This window comes from Arthrobacter sp. Ld5 (assembly GCF_051172775.1).
GTDB lineage: Bacteria > Actinomycetota > Actinomycetes > Actinomycetales > Micrococcaceae > Arthrobacter_D.
The window spans coordinates 363,282-381,006 of record NZ_JBPKBO010000022.1; the positions used below are offsets into that span (position 1 = coordinate 363,282).

20 protein-coding genes are annotated in these 17,725 nt (G+C 70.5%); 12 read left to right on the top strand and 8 right to left on the bottom strand.

Annotation, left to right across the window (positions count from 1 at the left end):
- The first annotated feature begins 57 nt into the window (after positions 1-57).
- From ACSGDB_RS12450 to paaZ, 4 genes are read left to right on the top strand one after another with little or no spacing between them, the layout of a single operon-like run.
- A complete protein-coding gene (locus tag ACSGDB_RS12450; RefSeq protein ID WP_434995087.1) occupies positions 58-1,266 on the top strand; it encodes a thiolase family protein in 1,209 nt (402 codons plus the stop codon).
- Positions 1,266-2,006, top strand: a complete 741-nt coding sequence (locus ACSGDB_RS12455; protein ID WP_434995089.1) for an enoyl-CoA hydratase/isomerase family protein — start codon at positions 1,266-1,268, stop codon at positions 2,004-2,006. Before ACSGDB_RS12450 ends, ACSGDB_RS12455 begins: the two co-directional genes overlap by 1 nt.
- The gene (locus ACSGDB_RS12460; protein WP_434995090.1) at positions 2,003-2,902 is read left to right on the top strand and encodes a 3-hydroxyacyl-CoA dehydrogenase family protein; all 900 of its coding nucleotides are present in this window, start codon (positions 2,003-2,005) and stop codon (positions 2,900-2,902) included. Before ACSGDB_RS12455 ends, ACSGDB_RS12460 begins: the two co-directional genes overlap by 4 nt.
- A 58-nt stretch (positions 2,903-2,960) precedes the next feature.
- Positions 2,961-5,048 carry a phenylacetic acid degradation bifunctional protein PaaZ gene (gene paaZ / locus ACSGDB_RS12465; protein ID WP_434995091.1) on the top strand — a complete coding sequence of 696 codons (2,088 nt, stop codon included), beginning with the start codon at positions 2,961-2,963 and terminating at the stop codon, positions 5,046-5,048.
- Between the two features lie 109 nt (positions 5,049-5,157).
- Here the strand turns inward: paaZ and ACSGDB_RS12470 are convergent, their stop codons facing one another.
- Positions 5,158-5,739 carry an endonuclease domain-containing protein gene (locus ACSGDB_RS12470; protein WP_434995093.1) on the bottom strand — a complete coding sequence of 194 codons (582 nt, stop codon included), beginning with the start codon at positions 5,737-5,739 and terminating at the stop codon, positions 5,158-5,160.
- 151 nt (positions 5,740-5,890) lie between these two features.
- On the bottom strand, positions 5,891-6,502 hold the full coding sequence (locus ACSGDB_RS12475; protein WP_434995094.1) for a TetR/AcrR family transcriptional regulator: 612 nt from the start codon (positions 6,500-6,502) through the stop codon (positions 5,891-5,893).
- A 138-nt stretch (positions 6,503-6,640) separates the two neighbouring features.
- Between ACSGDB_RS12475 and ACSGDB_RS12480 the strand changes: the two genes are divergently transcribed.
- The 7 genes from ACSGDB_RS12480 to ACSGDB_RS12510 all read left to right on the top strand — a co-directional run bounded on the left by ACSGDB_RS12480 (position 6,641) and on the right by ACSGDB_RS12510 (position 11,899).
- Positions 6,641-7,093 (top strand): helicase associated domain-containing protein, encoded by a 453-nt coding sequence (locus ACSGDB_RS12480; RefSeq protein WP_434995095.1) that lies wholly within the window; start codon positions 6,641-6,643, stop codon positions 7,091-7,093.
- 152 nt (positions 7,094-7,245) lie between these two features.
- On the top strand, positions 7,246-8,226 hold the full coding sequence (paaA, locus tag ACSGDB_RS12485; protein WP_434995096.1) for a 1,2-phenylacetyl-CoA epoxidase subunit PaaA: 981 nt from the start codon (positions 7,246-7,248) through the stop codon (positions 8,224-8,226).
- Positions 8,227-8,574 carry a 1,2-phenylacetyl-CoA epoxidase subunit PaaB gene (gene paaB, locus ACSGDB_RS12490; RefSeq protein ID WP_434995097.1) on the top strand — a complete coding sequence of 116 codons (348 nt, stop codon included), beginning with the start codon at positions 8,227-8,229 and terminating at the stop codon, positions 8,572-8,574.
- Positions 8,571-9,395: a 1,2-phenylacetyl-CoA epoxidase subunit PaaC gene (gene paaC, locus ACSGDB_RS12495; RefSeq protein ID WP_434995098.1), complete on the top strand. Its 825-nt coding sequence runs from the start codon at positions 8,571-8,573 to the stop codon at positions 9,393-9,395. The genes paaB and paaC overlap by 4 nt, the downstream gene beginning before the upstream one ends.
- 21 nt (positions 9,396-9,416) lie before the next feature.
- Entirely contained in the window at positions 9,417-9,929 is a 513-nt protein-coding gene (gene paaD / locus ACSGDB_RS12500; protein ID WP_434995099.1) for a 1,2-phenylacetyl-CoA epoxidase subunit PaaD, read from the top strand.
- Positions 9,929-11,059: a 1,2-phenylacetyl-CoA epoxidase subunit PaaE gene (gene paaE, locus ACSGDB_RS12505; protein ID WP_434995101.1), complete on the top strand. Its 1,131-nt coding sequence runs from the start codon at positions 9,929-9,931 to the stop codon at positions 11,057-11,059. Before paaD ends, paaE begins: the two co-directional genes overlap by 1 nt.
- Before the next feature lie 60 nt (positions 11,060-11,119).
- On the top strand, positions 11,120-11,899 hold the full coding sequence (locus ACSGDB_RS12510; protein ID WP_434995128.1) for an enoyl-CoA hydratase/isomerase family protein: 780 nt from the start codon (positions 11,120-11,122) through the stop codon (positions 11,897-11,899).
- A gap of 17 nt (positions 11,900-11,916) precedes the next feature.
- On the opposite strand, the gene ACSGDB_RS12515 is transcribed toward ACSGDB_RS12510, so the two are convergent.
- The 6 genes from ACSGDB_RS12515 to ACSGDB_RS12540 all read right to left on the bottom strand — a co-directional run bounded on the left by ACSGDB_RS12515 (position 11,917) and on the right by ACSGDB_RS12540 (position 15,693).
- Positions 11,917-12,576, bottom strand: coding sequence for a dihydrofolate reductase family protein (locus ACSGDB_RS12515; protein WP_434995102.1), 660 nt, complete (start codon positions 12,574-12,576; stop codon positions 11,917-11,919).
- A gap of 174 nt (positions 12,577-12,750) precedes the next feature.
- Complete coding sequence (locus ACSGDB_RS12520) at positions 12,751-13,302, bottom strand: phosphoribosyltransferase family protein (protein ID WP_434995104.1); 552 nt, start codon at positions 13,300-13,302, stop codon at positions 12,751-12,753.
- A gap of 52 nt (positions 13,303-13,354) precedes the next feature.
- The gene (gene arr, locus ACSGDB_RS12525) at positions 13,355-13,780 is read right to left on the bottom strand and encodes an NAD(+)--rifampin ADP-ribosyltransferase (RefSeq protein WP_434995105.1); all 426 of its coding nucleotides are present in this window, start codon (positions 13,778-13,780) and stop codon (positions 13,355-13,357) included.
- A 98-nt stretch (positions 13,781-13,878) separates the two neighbouring features.
- The gene (locus ACSGDB_RS12530; protein ID WP_434995106.1) at positions 13,879-14,187 is read right to left on the bottom strand and encodes a hypothetical protein; all 309 of its coding nucleotides are present in this window, start codon (positions 14,185-14,187) and stop codon (positions 13,879-13,881) included.
- Positions 14,188-14,328: 141 nt separating this feature from the next.
- The gene (locus tag ACSGDB_RS12535) at positions 14,329-14,523 is read right to left on the bottom strand and encodes a hypothetical protein (protein ID WP_434995107.1); all 195 of its coding nucleotides are present in this window, start codon (positions 14,521-14,523) and stop codon (positions 14,329-14,331) included.
- A 126-nt stretch (positions 14,524-14,649) separates the two neighbouring features.
- Positions 14,650-15,693, bottom strand: coding sequence for a hypothetical protein (locus tag ACSGDB_RS12540; RefSeq protein WP_434995108.1), 1,044 nt, complete (start codon positions 15,691-15,693; stop codon positions 14,650-14,652).
- A 168-nt stretch (positions 15,694-15,861) separates the two neighbouring features.
- On the opposite strand from ACSGDB_RS12540, the gene ACSGDB_RS12545 reads away from it, so the two are divergent.
- Positions 15,862-17,613 (top strand): alkaline phosphatase D family protein, encoded by a 1,752-nt coding sequence (locus ACSGDB_RS12545; protein ID WP_434995109.1) that lies wholly within the window; start codon positions 15,862-15,864, stop codon positions 17,611-17,613.
- Positions 17,614-17,725: the final 112 nt, after the last annotated feature.

The window sequence follows — 17,725 nt, forward strand, 5'->3', positions numbered from 1 at the left end:
CGTTCGGTAATTCGTTTCGACAGGAGCGGGCCGACCACGACGACGAGGGAGACGAACATGGCCGAGGCGTTCCTGGTGGGTGGCGTCCGCACCGCGGTCGGCCGGTACGGCGGCGCCCTCTCGAGCGTCCGGCCGGACGACCTCGCAGCGCTCGTGCTCTCCGCTGTCGTGCAGCGCGCCGGGGTGGACCCGGCCACGGTGGACGAGGTGATCCTCGGCAATGCCAACGGCGCGGGAGAGGAGAACCGCAACGTCGCACGGCTCGCGTCGCTCCTCGCGGGCTTCCCGGACGACGTCCCCGGGATCACCGTCAACCGGCTCTGCGCGTCGGGCCTCTCCGCCATCATCATGGCGTCCCACATGGTCAGGGCCGGGGCCGCGGACATCGTCGTCGCCGGCGGGGTCGAATCCATGAGCCGCGCGCCGTGGGTCCTGGAGAAGCCCGCGAAGGCCTTCGCGAAGCCCGGTGCCGTGGTGGACACCTCGATCGGGTGGCGCTTCACCAACCCGCGTCTCGCCGCCCGCGACAAGGCCACCTACTCGATGCCCGAGACCGCGGAGGAAGTCGCAGCGCTGGACCGCATCACGCGCGAGGACGCCGACGCCTTCGCGCTCCGCTCCCACCAGCGCGCCCTCGCCGCCATCGAGGCCGGGCGCTTCGCGGACGAGATCGTCCCCGTCCAGGTGAACCGCGGCAGGACGTCCTTCTCCGTGGACACCGACGAGGGACCGCGGGCCGACACCACCCTCGACGCCCTCGCCGGCCTCCGCCCCGTGGTCCGGCCCGACGGCGTCGTCACCGCCGGCAACTCCAGCTCACTCAACGACGGCGCCTCCGCCGTCATCGTCGCGTCCGAGGCGGCGATCGAGCGGTACGGGCTGACGCCGCGCGCCCGCATCCTCGACGGCGCGTCCGCGGGCGTCCCACCGGAGATCATGGGCATCGGCCCGGTGCCGGCCACGCAGAAGGTGCTCCAGCGCACCGGGCTCACCGTCGCCGAGCTCGGCGCCGTCGAACTCAACGAGGCCTTCGCCACGCAGTCGCTCGCGTGCATCCGCCGGCTCGGGCTCGACGAGGGGATCGTGAACCGCGACGGCGGGGCGATCGCGCTCGGCCACCCGCTCGGATCCTCGGGGGCGCGCATCGCCGTCACCCTGCTCGGCAGGCTCGAGCGCGAACTCGCCGGCCCCGCCCGGAGGCTGGGGCTGGCGACCATGTGCGTCGGCGTCGGCCAGGGGACCGCCCTGCTCGTCGAGGCCGTCTGATGGCGTCGTCGCTGAAGCTCACCGACGCGCCCGGCCGCCTCGTCGTCGAACTGCACCGGCCGGAAGCCCGCAACGCGATCGACCGCCGGATGGTCGACGAGCTGCACGCGGTGTGCCGGGACCTCGAGGACTCGCCCCGCACGCTCATCCTCACCGGGTCCGACGGCGTCTTCGCCTCGGGCGCCGACATCGCCGAACTGCGCGAACGCCGCCGCGACGACGCCCTGGCGGGCATCAACTCGACCCTCTTCGCCCGCATCGCCGGTCTGCCCATGCCCGTCATCGCCGCCCTCGACGGCTTCGCCCTGGGCGGTGGGGCGGAACTCGCCTTCGCGGCGGACTTCCGGCTGGGGACGCCGCGCCTGAAGATCGGCAACCCGGAGACCGGCCTCGGCATCCTGCCCGCCGCGGGCGCCACCTGGCGGCTCAAGGAGCTTGTGGGGGAGCCCCTCGCCCTGGAGATCCTCCTCGCCGGGCGCATCCTCACCGCCGAGGAGGCCCTGGAGGCCCGCCTCATCACCGGGATCCACGCGCCGGACGACCTCCTGCCGGCGGCCCACGCGCTCGCCGACCGCATCGCGCGGCAGGACCCGCTCGCCGTCCGCATCACCAAGAGCGTCTTCCACGCACCCCGGGACGCGCACCCGGTGATCGACCAGCTGGCGCAGTCCGTCCTCTTCGAGTCCGACGCGAAGTTCGACCGCATGCAGCGGTTCCTCGACCGGAAGAAGGACTCATGAGCACCGACCCCACCAGCATTCCCGCGGGTGTCCCGGCGCGCGTCGGCGTCCTGGGCGGTGGGCGCATGGGCGCCGGCATCGCCCACGCATTCTGCCTCGCCGGGTCGAGCGTCGTCGTCGTCGAACGGGACGACGCCGCGGCGCAGGCCGGGCTCGACCGCGTCACCCGGGCCCTCGCCCACAGCGTCGAGCGCGGGACGACGGCGTCCCCGCTCGCGGACCTCGAGGCCCGCGTCTCGGTGTCGACGGACTACGCGGACTTCGGCGGCTGCGGCCTCGTGGTGGAGGCCGTGCCGGAGGATCCCGCCCTGAAGCGGCAGGCGCTGCGGGCCGTCGAGGACGTGCTCGACGACGGCGCCTGGCTCGCGACGAACACCTCCTCCCTGTCCGTCGACGCGCTCGCCGACGCCCTGCGGCGTCCCGCGCGGTTCTGCGGGCTCCACTTCTTCAACCCCGTCCCGGCCTCGGCCCTGATCGAGGTGGTCCTCGGCACGGAGACCGCGGACGCGCTCGAGCGGGCCGCCCGGTCCTGGGCGGCGGCCCTCGGCAAGACGCCCGTCGTCGTGCGTGATTCACCGGGCTTCGCGAGCTCGCGGCTCGGCGTGGCCATCGCGCTGGAGGCGATGCGCATGCTCGAGGAGGGCGTCGCGACCGCCGAGGACATCGACGCGGCGATGGTGCTCGGCTACCGGCACCCGGTGGGCCCGCTGCGCACCACGGACCTCGTGGGCCTCGACGTCCGCCTCGGCATCGCCGAGTACCTGGCGTCCACCCTCGGGCCGCGCTTCGACCCGCCCGCGATCCTCCGCGAGAAGGTCGCGCGCGGCGAGCTGGGCCGCAAGAGCGGTCGCGGCTTCTTCGCCTGGGACGACGCCCCGCCGTCGCCCGCCCCCTGACCGACCCGACCGAACCCCAGCGCCCATCCCGGCAGCACCAGTGAAAGGTGAGCGGACCATGACCACCGCCCCGGAACGAGTACAGATCGACGTCGTCCCCAGCTTCCTCGAGGACGCCTGGTGGACACCCGAGCGGACCGCCGCGGAGGGCGACGGCACCGTGGTGCGCGACGCCAGCACCGGCGAGGACCTCGCCCTCGTCAGCACCGCAGGGATCGACACCGCCGCGGCCGTCCGGTTCGCGCGAACCACGGGCCAGGCGGCCCTCGGGCGGTTCACCTTCCACGAGCGCGCGCTGAAGCTCAAGGAACTCGCGCAGTACCTGAACGCGCAGCGCGAGCCGCTGTACGAGCTGTCGGCGAAGACCGGCGCCACGAGGGTCGACTCCATGGTCGACATCGACGGCGGCATCGGCGTGCTCTTCACGTTCGGGTCCAAGGGACGCCGCGAGCTGCCGAACTCGCACGTGATCGTGGACGGCCCGCCCGAGGTGCTGTCGAAGGACGGGTGCTTCCTCGGCACGCACATCCAGACGCGCATCCCCGGCGTCGCGGTGCAGATCAACGCGTTCAACTTCCCGGTGTGGGGGATGCTCGAGAAGCTCGCCCCCGCATTCCTCGCCGGGGTCCCCACCATCGTGAAGCCGGCGACGCCCACCGGATTCCTGACCGCCGCCGTCGTGAAGCTCATCATCGGCTCCGCGATCCTCCCGGAGGGTTCCCTGCAGCTCGTCTCCGGACCGGCCCGCGACATCCTCGACCACCTCGACTACCGCGACCTCGTGTCCTTCACCGGCTCGGCGTCCACCGCGAACCACCTGAAGTCCCACCCGTCCGTCGAGCGCGGCGGCGTCCGCTTCACGTGCGAGACCGACTCCCTGAACGCCGCCATCCTCGGACCGGACGCCGTGCCGGGCACCCCCGAGTTCGAGGCCTTCATCAGGTCCCTGGTCACCGAGATGACCGTCAAGGCCGGGCAGAAGTGCACGAGCATCCGCCGGTCCATCGTGCCCGAGGCGCTGGTCGACGACGTCGTGCGCGCCGCCGGCGAACGGATCCGCTCGCGGGTGACACTGGGCGACCCGCGCGCCGACGGCGTCACCATGGGCGCGCTGGCCTCGCTCGCGCAGCTCGAGGGCGTGCAGGACGCCGTGCGTGAACTGCTCGACGGCGGCGCCTCCCTGGCCTTCGGCTCGCTGGACGCGCCCGACGTCGTCCTCGCCGACAACACCTCCGGGAAGGCCCCCGACGGCGCGTTCATGGAACCGGTGCTGCTCACCTGGCAGGACGTCGAGGCCGGCGCCCTGCACTCGGTGGAGGCCTTCGGGCCGGTCGCGTCCGTCATCGGCTACGAGGACCTCGCGCACGCCGTCCACCTGGCCGCCCTCGGCTCGGGCTCCCTCGTCGCCACGGTGTGCACCAACGACCCGGCGGTGGCCCAGGAGCTCGTGCTCGGGATCGCCGCGCACCACGGCCGCGTCCTCATCCTGAACCGCGAGGACGCCCGCAGCTCCACGGGCCACGGGTCGCCGGTCCCGCACCTCGTGCACGGCGGTCCCGGCCGTGCGGGCGGCGGCGAGGAGCTCGGCGGCATGCGCTCGGTGCTGCACCACATGCAGCGCACCGCCGTGCAGGGCTCGCCGAACATGCTCACGAGCATCACGGGGGAGTGGCACACCGGCGCGGACCGCCGATTCGAGGACACCCACCCGTTCCGGAAGGACCTGGCGACGCTGCGCATCGGGGACGCCGTGCGGTCGGAGCTGCGCCGCGTGACGCTGGAGGACATCGAGGCCTTCGCGGAGACCACGGGGGACACCTTCTACGCGCACACCGACGAGGACGCGGCGGCCGCGAACCCGTTCTTCCCGGGGATCGTGGCCCACGGGTACCTGCTGCTGTCCTGGGCCGCCGGCCTGTTCGTGGACCCTGCGCCCGGTCCGGTGCTGGCCAATTACGGGCTGGAGAACCTACGGTTCATCACGCCGGTCGCGGCAGGGGACTCCATCCGCGTGACCCTGACGGCCAAGCGCATCACGCCGCGTGAGACGGATGAGTACGGGGAGGTGGCCTGGGACGCCGTCCTGCACAACCAGGACGACGAGATCGTGGCGACCTACGACGTCCTCACCCTCGTGCGGAAGTAGCGGCGCTTCCCGCCCGCTGATCCCACTGCACGCCCGGACCGAGTGGGAGTGTTCGAACATTCCCACTCCACGGGCGTGCGTTCCGGGAGGCTCGGCACCGGGGACGCCCTCAGCCTCGGGGTCGGTGCGCGGCGACGGCGTGCCGCACGAGGGCCAGGAAGTGGTCCGGCCGGCGGGTCAGCAGGGCATGGGTCACGCGCAGGACCGGCACGCCCCGGGTGGTGAGCAGGTTCCAGCGCCGGCGGTCCTCCTCGAACTCGCCTTGGCCGCTGTGGTACTGCCGACCGTCCGCCTCGATGCCCAGGATGCCGTCGACCATGAGGTCGAGGCGCCCCACCCCGGGGACATGTACCTGCGAAGCGACCTGGTACCCGGCTCGGCGCAGGTGATAGCGCGCAACGGTCTCGAGAATCGATTCGGAGTGCGGATCGAGGAGGTCCAGGATGCGCCGGAGTGCCGCCGCGTTGCGGCGCCCGGCTTCTGTGCGCAGGTCGGAGAGGAGTACGAAGCCGAGGACGACGGCGGACTCGACGATGCACAGGGCGTCGAGCTCGGGCAGGCAGCGGACGCACTGCAGGCACACGGCCGGCGTCGGGATCGGCAGGGCGGCCCGGTGTACCAGGAGACCTTCCCCCTCGACACCCCGGCCGTGGTCGACGCCCGTTGCCGTCAGCGCGGTCAGTACATCCATGGCAGCAGGATCTCCCACCCGTGGGCCCGAGCGGGGGCGGGCATCGGTATGTGGACGGGCCTCGTCCCCCTGCGCGGCGGCGCGGAGTGGGAATGTCCGACCATGCCCACGTGACGGTGCTGCGCAGGGGGATCCCCAGCGACCCGGCTCGTCAGCGGCGGTGCAGGCCGTCGAACACCATGTGGATGACGTCGTCGGAGAGCTTCTCCGCGGTCAACGGCCCGCCCGGCTTGTACCACTCGACGATGGAGTTGATGGTGCCGAAGATCAGGCGCGTGGTGGTCCTCGGGTCGATGTCCTTCCGGATGGAGCCCTCGTGCCGCGCGGCATCCACCAGCGCCGCCACCTCGCGGTCGAAGGTGCGGCGCCGCTCCAGGGCCTCACGCTCGACCTCCGTGTTGCCGCGCAGCCGCAGCAGCAGCGTGACGAAGGGGAGCCGTTCGGTCAGGACGGCGATGGTCCCCCGCAGCACGAATTCGAGCCGGACATCTGCGGGGCCGCTGTGCGAGCGCGGATCCTGCAGCACGGCTTCCAGGCCGCCCAGTGCGTGGTCGAGGGCCAGGCGCAGGAGGTCGCCCTTCGACGGCACGTGGTGGTAGATCGCCGACTTGCTGATGCCGAGTTCCTCGGCGAGCATCCCCATCGAGGTCGCCTCGTAGCCGTGCCGGTTGAAGGCCGCGACCGCGACCGCGAGGACCGACTGCTGGTCGTATCCGGGGCGTCCGCGCCGGGTGGCGGCAGGGCGGGATCCATCGACGGTCATGCGCCCATCTTTGCATGACCGACCGGTCGGTCGAGCGCCACCGCGCGAACGAAAGATCACCCCAACGGGTGATAGTTAGCCTGCCTAGTAAGTAGTAGCCTTATTACTCTCACCTGCTTTCCTCGAAAGGGCGTTCCCATGCTGACCACCTCCTGGGACCTCCGCCTGCGGGCACTCATCGCCTTCCGTGACAGCGAGGGGCGGGATCCGTACTTCAGGGCGCCCACGCCGGGTGAGCACCGGCTGGCGATGTGGCTCGACGAACAGCGCAAGGCCGCGCGTGCCGGCCGGCTGACGCCCGCACACCGCGCGAAGCTCTGCGAAGCCGGGCTCCTCTCCGAGGAGACGGTCGAGCACCAGCGCACCGGGGCGGCCTGGCTGAAGGTCGACAGCATCTCCGAGTTCCTCGAGGACGAGGGCCGGCTGCCCTCGCTCTCGTCCCCCGCTTCCGCCGGCGAGAGGCGGCTCGCCGCATGGATGAACGCCCAACTCTCCTCCGGGGCCACGGAGAACGCCCCTGCCCGGGCGCTGCGGGAAATCCTGGCCGGGAGCCAGGACAGTAGGGACGCGCCACTCGCCCGGGTCGGCTGATACCCGGCTCCCCAGCCCGCCCCCGGGGGATCGCGCCCCTCCCGCCGCCCGGAACCCGCCCGCCCGACCGTTGACTGTCCTCACGCACGCTCCCTATACTGAACGAACGGTCGGTAATTAAACCGGGCGTCCGGACGAGCGAGGCAGGCACCATGACGGCTACAGCGATCGATACCCGCGCGGACCACGACGCCGACGGCGAGAAGGTCTTCAACGACCTCATCAGTCAGGACTCCCGCATCGAACCGCGCGACTGGATGCCCGCGGACTACCGCAAATCCCTGACCCGCCAGATCTCCCAGCACGCGCACTCCGAGATCATCGGCATGCAGCCGGAGGCGAACTGGATCACGCGCGCACCGTCCCTGAAGCGCAAGGCCGTGCTCATGGCCAAGGTCCAGGACGAGGCCGGGCACGGGCTCTACCTGTACTCCGCCGCGGAGACCCTCGGCACCCCGCGGGAGCAGATGACCGAGGACCTCATCGCCGGCAAGGCACGCTACTCGAGCATCTTCAACTACCCCGTGCTGACCTGGGCGGACATCGGAGCCATCGGCTGGCTCGTGGACGGAGCCGCCATCTGCAACCAGGTGCCCCTCTGCCGTGCCTCCTACGGCCCGTACGGGCGCGCGATGGTCCGCATCTGCAAGGAGGAGTCGTTCCACCAGCGGCAGGGCTTCGAGATCCTGCTCGAGCTGGCCAACGGTACCCCCGAGCAGCGCGCCATGGCCCAGGACGCCGTCGACCGGTGGTACGCGCCGTCGCTGATGATGTTCGGCCCGCCGGACGAGGACTCGCCGAATTCGCAGAAGTCCATGGAATGGAAGATCAAGCGTTTCTCCAACGACGAGCTGCGCTCCCGGTTCGTCGGCATGGTCGTCGAGCAGATCAGGGTCCTCGGGCTCGAGCTGCCGGACAAGGACGTCCGCTTCGACGAGGAGACCGGCCGGTGGGAGCACGGCCCCCTCGACTGGAACGAGTTCAAGGAAGTCCTCGCCGGCCGCGGCCCCTGCAACGCGCAGCGCCTGGAACGGCGCCGGGAAGCCCACGAGGACGGCGCCTGGGTCCGCGACGCCGCCTCGGCGTACGCCGCCCGGCAGGCCGCGAAGCGCACGACGACGAAGGTGGCCTAGATGACCGGCGGATCGACCACGGGCGACGACGGCGCGACGGCACCGTCGTCCGGTCTCCACGAGGACCGCGCGGCCTGGCCGCTCTGGGAGGTGTTCGTGCGTTCCTCGCGCGGCCTGTCCCACGTGCACGCCGGATCCCTGCACGCGCCCGACGCCGAGATGGCCGTCCGGAACGCGCGGGACCTGTACACGCGCCGCAACGAGGGCGTGAGCCTGTGGGTGGTCCCGGCGTCGTCGATCATCACGAGCGATCCGGACGCGAAGGACGCCTTCTTCGAGTCGCCCCAGGGCAAGGACTACCGGCACGCCACGTACTACACGAAGAGCGAGGGGGTGAAGCACCTGTGAGCGAGGCGAACGCCAGTGCCACTCGCATCACCCCGGGCAACGCGCTGCGGCCCGAGGACATCGCCCTGCAGGAGGAGAAGCCCGGCGACGCCGTCGCCCTGTACGCACTCGGGCTCGGCGACGATGCCCTGATCCTCGCGCAGCGTCTCGGCTGGTGGATCTCCCGGGCCCCCGAACTCGAGGAGGACGTGGCGCTCGCCAACATCGCGCTGGACCAGATCGGCCACGCGCGGTCCTTCCTGACCTACGCCGGCCGCGCCTGGGACAGGACCGAGGACGACCTCGCCTACTTCCGCCGCGAGCCCGAGTTCCGCTCGGTGCACCTCGTCGAGCAGCCCAACGGGGACTTCGCGCGCACCATCGCCCGGCAGTTCGTCGTCTCGCTCTACCAGTGGGAGCTCTACTCCCGCCTCGTCCACTCGAGCGACCCGACGATCGCCGCGATCGCCGCGAAGGCCGTCAAGGAGGTCGACTACCACCGGGACCACGCCACCCAGTGGGTGCTGCGCCTCGCGCTCGGCACGGAGGAGTCGCGCCGCAGGATGATCGCCGGACTCCGGCTCACCTGGCCCTACGTGGAGGAACTGTTCACCGATTACCCGCTCATCGACGAGGTGGGCGACGCCGGTGTGCGCCCGAGCGCGCTGCGTGCACCCTTCGACGACGCCGTCGGCGCGGTCCTCGCCGAGGCCGGACTCGAGGTCCCCGCGGTGCCGGGCGCCGTCGGTGGTGGGCGCCTCGGACGCCACAGCGAGCACCTCGGGTACCTGCTCGCCGAGATGCAGGTCCTCGCCCGCGAACATCCCGGGGCGTCGTGGTGAGGGGCTCCCGGTGAGCGCGGCATGGTGACGGGCATGGACCTGCGGCCCTCGGCGGCCCCCGACGCGGCGGCCTGGGACGTCGCGGCGACGGTCTGCGACCCGGAAATCCCGGTCCTCACCATCGAGGACCTCGGGGTGCTGCGCGAGGCCCGTGTGGCGCCGTCGGGCCGGGTGGAGGTCGCCATCACGCCCACCTACTCGGGTTGCCCGGCCATGGACGCCATCCGCGACGACGTCACCGCGGCACTGCACGCGGCGGGGTACGACGACGTGGCCGTCCGGCTCGTGCTCTCGCCCGCCTGGACCACGGACTGGCTCAGCGACGACGGCAAGGCGAAGCTCGCCCAGTACGGGATCGCGCCGCCCACGGGCAAGGCTGCTGCCGGGCCGGTGCGCATCGGCCTGAGCGTCAAGTGCCCCCAGTGCTCGTCCCTGAACACCCGCGAACTGACCCGCTTCGGGTCCACCTCCTGCAAGGCGCTGTACGTGTGCAACGACTGCAGGGAACCCTTCGACTACTTCAAGGTGCATTGATGGCCGTTGTCCTCGCCCCCTCCACCAAGCGGCGGAGCGCCTTCCACACGCTCACCGTCCGCAGCGTCCGCCGGCTGACGGACGACGCCGTCGAGGTCACCCTCGAGATCCCTCCCCACCTGCAGGACGCCTTCGGGTACCTGCCCGGCCAGTACGTCGCGCTGCGCGCCACCCTCGACGTCGACGGCGTGCCCCGGGAGGTCCGCCGCAGCTACTCGATCTGCGCCGACCCGCGCCCGGGCGAGCTGCGCGTGGCCGTGAAGCGCGACCTCGGCGGCGTCTTCTCCACCTGGGCCAACGAATCCCTGAAAGCGGGGGACACGCTCGAGGCCATGAGCCCGCTGGGCCAGTTCACCCCACGCACGACGCCGGGGGAGGAACCCGTCTCCCTCGTCGCCGTCGCCGCCGGATCCGGCATCACCCCGGTGATCGCGATCGCCCGGTCCATGCTCGCCGCCGGTCCGGACGTGCGCTTCGACCTCGTCTACGCGAACCGGGCCGCGATGGACGTCATGTTCCTCGAGGAGCTCGCCGACCTCAAGGACCGCTACCCCGCGCGCTTCGCGCTGCACCACGTCCTGTCCCGCGAGCAGCGCATCTCGCCGCTGCTCTCGGGCCGGATCGACGCCGAGAAGCTCGAGGCGCTGCTCGGCACGGTCATCGACACCGACCGGGTGGACGAGTGGTTCCTCTGCGGACCGTTCGAGCTGGTGCAGCTGTGCCGGGACGTCCTCGCCGAACGCGGTGTGCCTGCCGACAGGGTGCGCTTCGAACTGTTCACCACCGGCGAGCCCACCCGACCGGAGGGCAGCCACGGACGCCCCGTGGTGCCCGCGGACGACGGGGACAACTACACCATCTCCTTCAACCTGGACGGGCTGCAGGGCTCCGTGCAGAGCCCCACCCACGCCCGCGAGTCCATCCTCAACGCAGCCCTCAGGGTGCGGCCCGACGTGCCGTTCGCGTGCGCCGGCGGGGTGTGCGGGACTTGTCGTGCGAAAGTCGTCCAGGGCACGGTGGCCATGGAGGAGAACTACGCCCTCGAACCCGACGAGCTGGCCGCCGGGTACGTCCTCACCTGCCAGGCCCACCCCACCAGCGACGCCGTCGCCGTCGACTACGACGCCTGAGAGGCAGCCATGACCACCCCCTCCACGACCACGCCGTCGGCCGGCGGCCCCTCCGCGGGCATGATCCGCCTCGGCATCGAGAACGGCATCGCCGAGGTGGTGCTGGACGCGCCGTACCGGCTCAACGCCGTCGACGGGCAGGCGCTCGCCGAACTCTCCGCCGCGTACGACGCCGCTGCGGCCGGCGTGCAGGAGGGCACCGTCCGCGCGCTCGTGCTGCGGGGGGAGGGACGCGCGTTCTGTGCGGGCCGGGACCTCGGCTCCGTCCAGCCGGGCGCCGACGACGCCTTCGGGTTCCTCGACGCCACGCTCACCCCGCTGCTGCGGAAGATGGCGGACTTCCCCGCACCGACCTTCGCGGCCGCGCAGGGCGCGTGCCTCGGCGTCGGACTGGGCCTGCTGCTCGCGACGGACGTGGTGTACGTCGCGGAGACCGCGAAGATCGGCTCGCCGTTCGCCGCGCTCGGGCTGGTGCTGGATTCCGGGGGGCACTGGCTGTTCACGGAACGGCTCGGCCCGCACCGGGCGCTGGACCTCATGTACACGGGAGACCTCATGACGGGCACGGAGGCGGTGGCCGGCGGACTCTTCAGCCGCGCCGTGCCTGCCGGGGACCTGCTCGAGTTCACCCGGTCGAAGGCCGCGCGGGCGGCGGCCGGTCCGCTGCCGGCGCTGGTCGCCTCGAAGCGCCTCGTCGCACGGATCCGCGACGAGCGCCTCGGACTGTGGCAGGCCATCGGCGACGAGAACGAGGTCCAGGGCGTGCTCGGGGTCTCCGACGACTATCGCGAGGGCCTCGAGGCGTTCCGGGAGAAGCGGCCGCCGCGATTCGGCGCCTGATCCTCGGCTTCCCGGGCCTACCGGGTCGGCCGGCGTGTGAGGACCAGGTGCACGACCCCCGTCGGGGAGGGTGTCACCTCGACGTCGAAGCGTTCCTCCAGCCCCTCGAGGCCGTCCCACAGGCGTTCGCCCCGGCCCAGGACGATCGGCACGACGACGACGTGCAGGTGGTCGACGAGGTCGGCCGCGAGGAACTGCCGGATCGTGACGGCGCCGCCGCCGATCCGCACGTCGAGGCCGTCGGCCAGGGCGCGGGCCTGCTCCAGCGCGGCGGCGGGGTCGGCGTCGACGAAGTGGAAGCTCGTCCCGCCGTCCATCTCGAGGACGGGCCGGGGATGATGCGTCAGGACGACGACGGGGGTGTGGAACACGGGGTTCTCGCCCCACCAGCCCCTCCACTCCTCGTCCTTCCAGGGCCCACGCTGGGGTCCGAACTTGTTGCGGCCCATGATCTCCACGCCGATCCCGGGCCCCCACGCGCTCGCGAACGCATCGTCGACGCCGAAGGAGGCCTCCGCGTCCCCGCTGAGGCCCATCTCGCGGAAGGTGCGGGTGCCGATCGCCCACTCCATGAGCCGTGAGCCCGCGTGACCGAACGGGGCATCGAGTGTCTGCCCTTCGCCGGTGGCGAAGCCGTCGAGGGAGACGGAGAAGTTGTGGACCCGGACGAGGGACATGGGACCTCCTGGAGCGTGTCGTTCATCGGCATCGGATCACCGGACATGGCGACTGACGACCGACACTAGAGAATCGGACCGACGATGTACATGGCGGGACGGGCACTTGGGGACTTCGAGCATCTGAGGGTGCGGCAGGCGATCCGCCTGCCGGACAGAGCGTGTCCCGTCGGGTCAGAGCTCTCGGACGTTCAGCATCGATCTGACCTGGAGCTTCCGTCGTAGGGACGTTCTCTCCAGCCCGTCGACGACGACCGCGGCGCCGGTCCAGGTCGCGCCACTCATCTCGACGAGGGCGTGGCACGCCTCTGCCTGGGCGCCGGTGGCGATCCAGTCATCCACGAAGAGGACCCTGTCCCCGGCCTTCAACAGTGAGCGGCGCAGCCCGAGTCGCAGATTCCGGTCGAGGTAGTCGGGTCCACTCGACACCTCCCACCAGGCATCGCTGTCGGCCGCCCGTCCAGGATCCTTCCGCACTTCCGCGAAACCGATACCCAGGTGCTGTGCCGTGAGGACGCCGAGCAAGCTGCCATGGGACTCGGTACCCATGACGACGGTCGGTACCACGTCAGGGAAGAGTGCCGCGAGACCCGGACCGAGCGACAGGAGTGTGTCCGGGCTGCGCCACCATCCGGTCACATCGGCCCGGAAGTCCGGATCGGTCCGGTCCCCTCGCCATCGGAAGGACTGCCGAAGACGATCCCGCATCCCAGATTCCGTCCGCATGCATCCATCCTTGCAACACGGCCGGAAGTATCCGTGCACGACCCGGCGGACCTCAGTTGATGATCTCGCCTTTTTCGCTCGAGAGGAGCACCGATAACCGGTCCCGCCAGGTCTGCAACTGTTCGGGTGTCAATCGGGTCCACTCGGTGATCTCGCCGACAATGCGCAGCGGGTGGCTGCTGCGGTACGACCGCGTGGGGTTACCAGGGAACTTCTTGTCGGTCACGTTCGGGTCGTCCTCGAACGGTCCGACGGGTTCGACCACATACACCCGTGGAGTGGCGACGCACCCTTCTGCGAGTTCCGCGGCGAGCTCCGCGGCGAGGCCGGCGCCGGCAGCGAGCGCTGTGAAGTAGATGTGGTTCATCATGATCTCGGGACGGTAGTTCGATCGGCGGCCCGCCGTGAGCAGATCGCCCACCTTCAGATCCGCCACCGTGCCATGGAAGAACGGGCCCTCTTCGAGTGGTCGGGACACCGGAACTCCTTCTACGGGCGTACTCTGAACCGCGAGTATGCCACTTCAGCAGGACCTTGCCGCAGCTCCCCTGCCCGTCCCGGGCCCTCACGAGTCGGTCAGGAGTTCCGCAGGAACCAGGACCGGCCACGCCGCAGGGCAGCATGCAGACGGTCGACGGCGTGCCCTGCAGCCGCATAACCGACGTCGCGGAATGAGCCTGCCCCGCCGCGGTAGAAACTGAGCGCCCGCGCGGAAGCTTCGCGGAGACCTCGCCGATCCGTGACGTTTGCGAACAGTCCGTCGAGCCGGTCGGCCGTATGGGCCCGCTGCTCATCCTGACCCAGCAGTGCGGCAGCGCGAACCTCGGCGATGGCGGCGATGATCTCGTCCCGGACGGCTTCGACGGTGCGCGGCGTGCTGGTCATGCGGTATCCCCGAGTCCCTCAGAGACGGACTCATCCGCGGCATCAGGGTTCGCGATCTCGCTCATCAATTCTCCCGTCCCCTTCCTCGGGTCATTCCTGGATCCTAGCTGCTGGCGCTGCTCGTTCCGATCCCGATGGTCATCACGGAGTGACCAGCCCGTAGTCCCGTATCGAACCGATCTCGTCGAGGAGGCCGATCATCACCACGCGTGAGAACCAGCCGGTCTCGACGTCGTACTCGGCGCCGACGACGAACGACGCCGCGATCTCCTCCCGGGTGTCGCGGGTGACTCCGTGGGACAGCTCGAACTTCCCGGACGATGTCTCGATCAGCACCCCTTCCCACTCGGGAAGTTGATCCTGGGCTCTCAGCCACCCACGGGTGCGGCCCCGTGCTGGTCTGCCTCGACCGATCTCGCTACCGGGTGAGAGCCCCGACAGGGGATGGATTGATGCGTGATGTCAGATGTCCAGGACGGCGTTGCGGGGGTTGCCGACCGGTGGCAGAGCTCCGGTGTCGAGGTCTTCCATGAGATGGATCGCGGCGTAGTGCACCGACCTGACGCGCCCGGCGTCGTCGAACACACGGTAGGTTCTCCGTAGTCGACCCTGCGGGAAGTGAGGGTGGGCGAAGCTCACCTCGACTCGCGTCTCGGGCCATCGCCCGATGATGTCGACGCGGGTATCCGTCACACCGTCCGCGAGGGGCGACGTGTTTCCGGCGGGCGTCCGCCAGTACGCGTCCAGATCGGCGAACTCGGCGCAGACAGCATCCACGGCTGCTTCCCTTTGCTCCGCCGGAAGATCGACCAGGTCCCACCGCGCACGTGGATCCCCCGCAGCGAGGGGATACGTCGCAGGGGCGGCATCCTCGGACCACCCTGGAATGCTTGTCGCTTCAATCGGGGTGGAGGGTTGTGCTCCGATCCGAAGCGCGGCAGGAAGGTCGCCGGCAGGCAGATCGATCTGCAGGCACCGGTAGGTGTGTTCGGTGCCACCGTACGCGTCGAGGAGTTCCTCCGGTGCCGAGGCATACACCACCAGGTGTGGCGATGACCCGTCGTCGAAGGCCATCAGCGGCATCCGATCGATGCTCGTGGGGTTCGTCGCTCCGCCGGCGTCGAGGACCAGAAGCTCACGCACCCTCAGCCAGTCCGCGGTGGTGTTCACGTCCCAGTGACCTGACCAAAGCCACAGGCCATGTCGGGTGGACCCCAAGAGATGAACATTCATGAGGTCCAGAAAACGGACGACGTCGCCCGACGGGGAGATATGGATGGCCGTCGATCCTACCCGCGATGAGGTTCCGTCGCGTTCCATCACCTCATCCGCCGTCGCCGGCGTGTAGAGGACCCATGCTCCACCGGAAGCGGCCGTCACCTGGATGGTGGGATTGATCCTGCCGATCGGAAGGTCAGCCCAGGTGACCACCCGATCCGGCGCCCCTCGACGCCGGATCACCGCGACGGGCTCGAACAGGCTCACCCGGATCAGGGAATCCGCCACAGCCGCTTCCTGCCACCCAGCGAGCTCACGCACCATGGCCCCAGTGTTGCAGAGGGATCGTTCCACGTCGCCGGAGCATCAGTTCCGCCTTGCCTCGGGTCTCGACGACTACGGCACGTTCTCCAACATCGACCTGCGGACCGACGGGTAGAAGGGTAGAACATACGTATGACACCGACGTCCCTCGTTCTTGGCCCCATCCTGCGATATGTCGACGCAACCTCGGCGAGTATCTGGGTGGAGGTCGGCGCAGCGGCACGTGTGGCCGTCCGGGCTGCCGGGCGATCCTGGGAGGCACGCACGTTCGCGGTCCACGGCCACCATTACGCGCTCGTCGAGGTGGACGGACTCGAGCCGGGAAGCGTCACCGCCTACACGGTGGAGATCGATGGACACCAGGCCTGGCCGGACCCTGAGCCGGTTCCCGGGTTCCCGCCGTCGAGCATTGCGACACGCACCCCGGGGACGCCCCTGCGGCTGGCCTTCGGGTCCTGCCGCACCAGTGTCCCCCACACCAGGGAGGGCAACCGCACCCACGGCGTCGACGCCATGCGTGCCTATGCGCTCGACCGGGCAGGGGACGACAGGTCACCGCGACCCGACCTGATGCTCTTCCTCGGCGATCAGGTGTACGCGGATTCCACCAGTGACGAGATGCAGCAGTTCATCCGCGGGCGGAGGGACATCGAGGAGGAACCCGGCGCCGAGCTCAAGGACTACGAGGAGTACGCCCACCTGTACAAACTTGCCTGGTCCGACGGCGCCAACCGCTGGTTGCTGTCCACCCTTCCCAGCGCCATGATCTTCGACGACCACGACATCCGCGACGACTGGAACGCCTCCACCTCCTGGAAGCAGGAGATGGAGGCCACCTCCTGGTGGCAGGACCGGATCGTCGCGGGTCTGGCGTCGTACTGGGTGTACCAGCACCTGGGCAACCTGTCGCCGGACGAGCGCGCCGAGGACCGCATGTGGCAACGGATCGTCAACCATCACGACGCCGCCGAGATCGACCTGAGCGAGGAGCTCGACGCCTTCGCCGATCGGGCGGACAAGGACCCGGCCAGCTACCGCTGGAGCTACTGCCGCGACTTCGATGACACGCGCCTGATCGTCGTCGACTCCCGCGTATCCCGCGTGCTGACACCCGATGCGCGGGCCCTGCTCAGCGAGGAGGAGACGGCCTGGCTGGATTCCAGGATGGTGGGCGGGTTCCGGCACCTGCTGGTGGGAACGTCGCTGCCGTTCCTCCTGCCGCTGGGGCTGCATCACATCGAGTCGTGGGACGAGGCCCTCGCACAGGGTGCGTGGGGAGCGCGGGGCGCACGGCTGGGCGAGAAGCTGCGGCAGGGGATGGATCTGGAACACTGGGCCGCCTTCCAGAACAGCTTCCGCGCCGTCGCCCGCATGGCGACGGACGTGGCCGACGGCAACCGGGGCCCGGCACCGGAGACGGTGGCCTTCCTGTCGGGAGACGTCCACTTCTCGTACGTCGCGGAAGTGGACCGGACGGCGGGCAGCCGGATCCTCCAGGTGGTCTGCTCGCCGATCCGCAATCCGCTGCCCCGGCTGCTGCGCTCCTCCACCGCCATCCTCTCCTATGCCGTGGCGGCACCCGTCGGGGCCCTCGTGGCGCGCTCCGTGAAGGTCCCCGATCCGCCGTTCCGCTGGCGGACCATCAGGGGTCCGTGGTTCGACAACAATCTCGCATCACTCGAGGACACCGCGGACGGCCTCAGCCTGTCGTGGCAATCGGGGACGGTGGACGGCGACGACCATCTTCACCCCCGGCTCGAGGAGGTTGCCGCCATGACCGTGCCGCGGCGCGGCGCGGGAAATCCGCCCGGAGGGGACGCGGAACCCGAGGCGACGCTCTCGGCTCCCGAGGGCACCCGGGCGCGGAGGGGGCGGCGACGGTAGGGGGCGGGGGGCGACGGCACGGGGTCACCGCTTGTCCAGGTCTTCGAAGCCCAGGAAGGTCTGCGTGTCCAGGCCGCCCGGCTTCACCTGCAACTGGCGGAGGACCACCCGC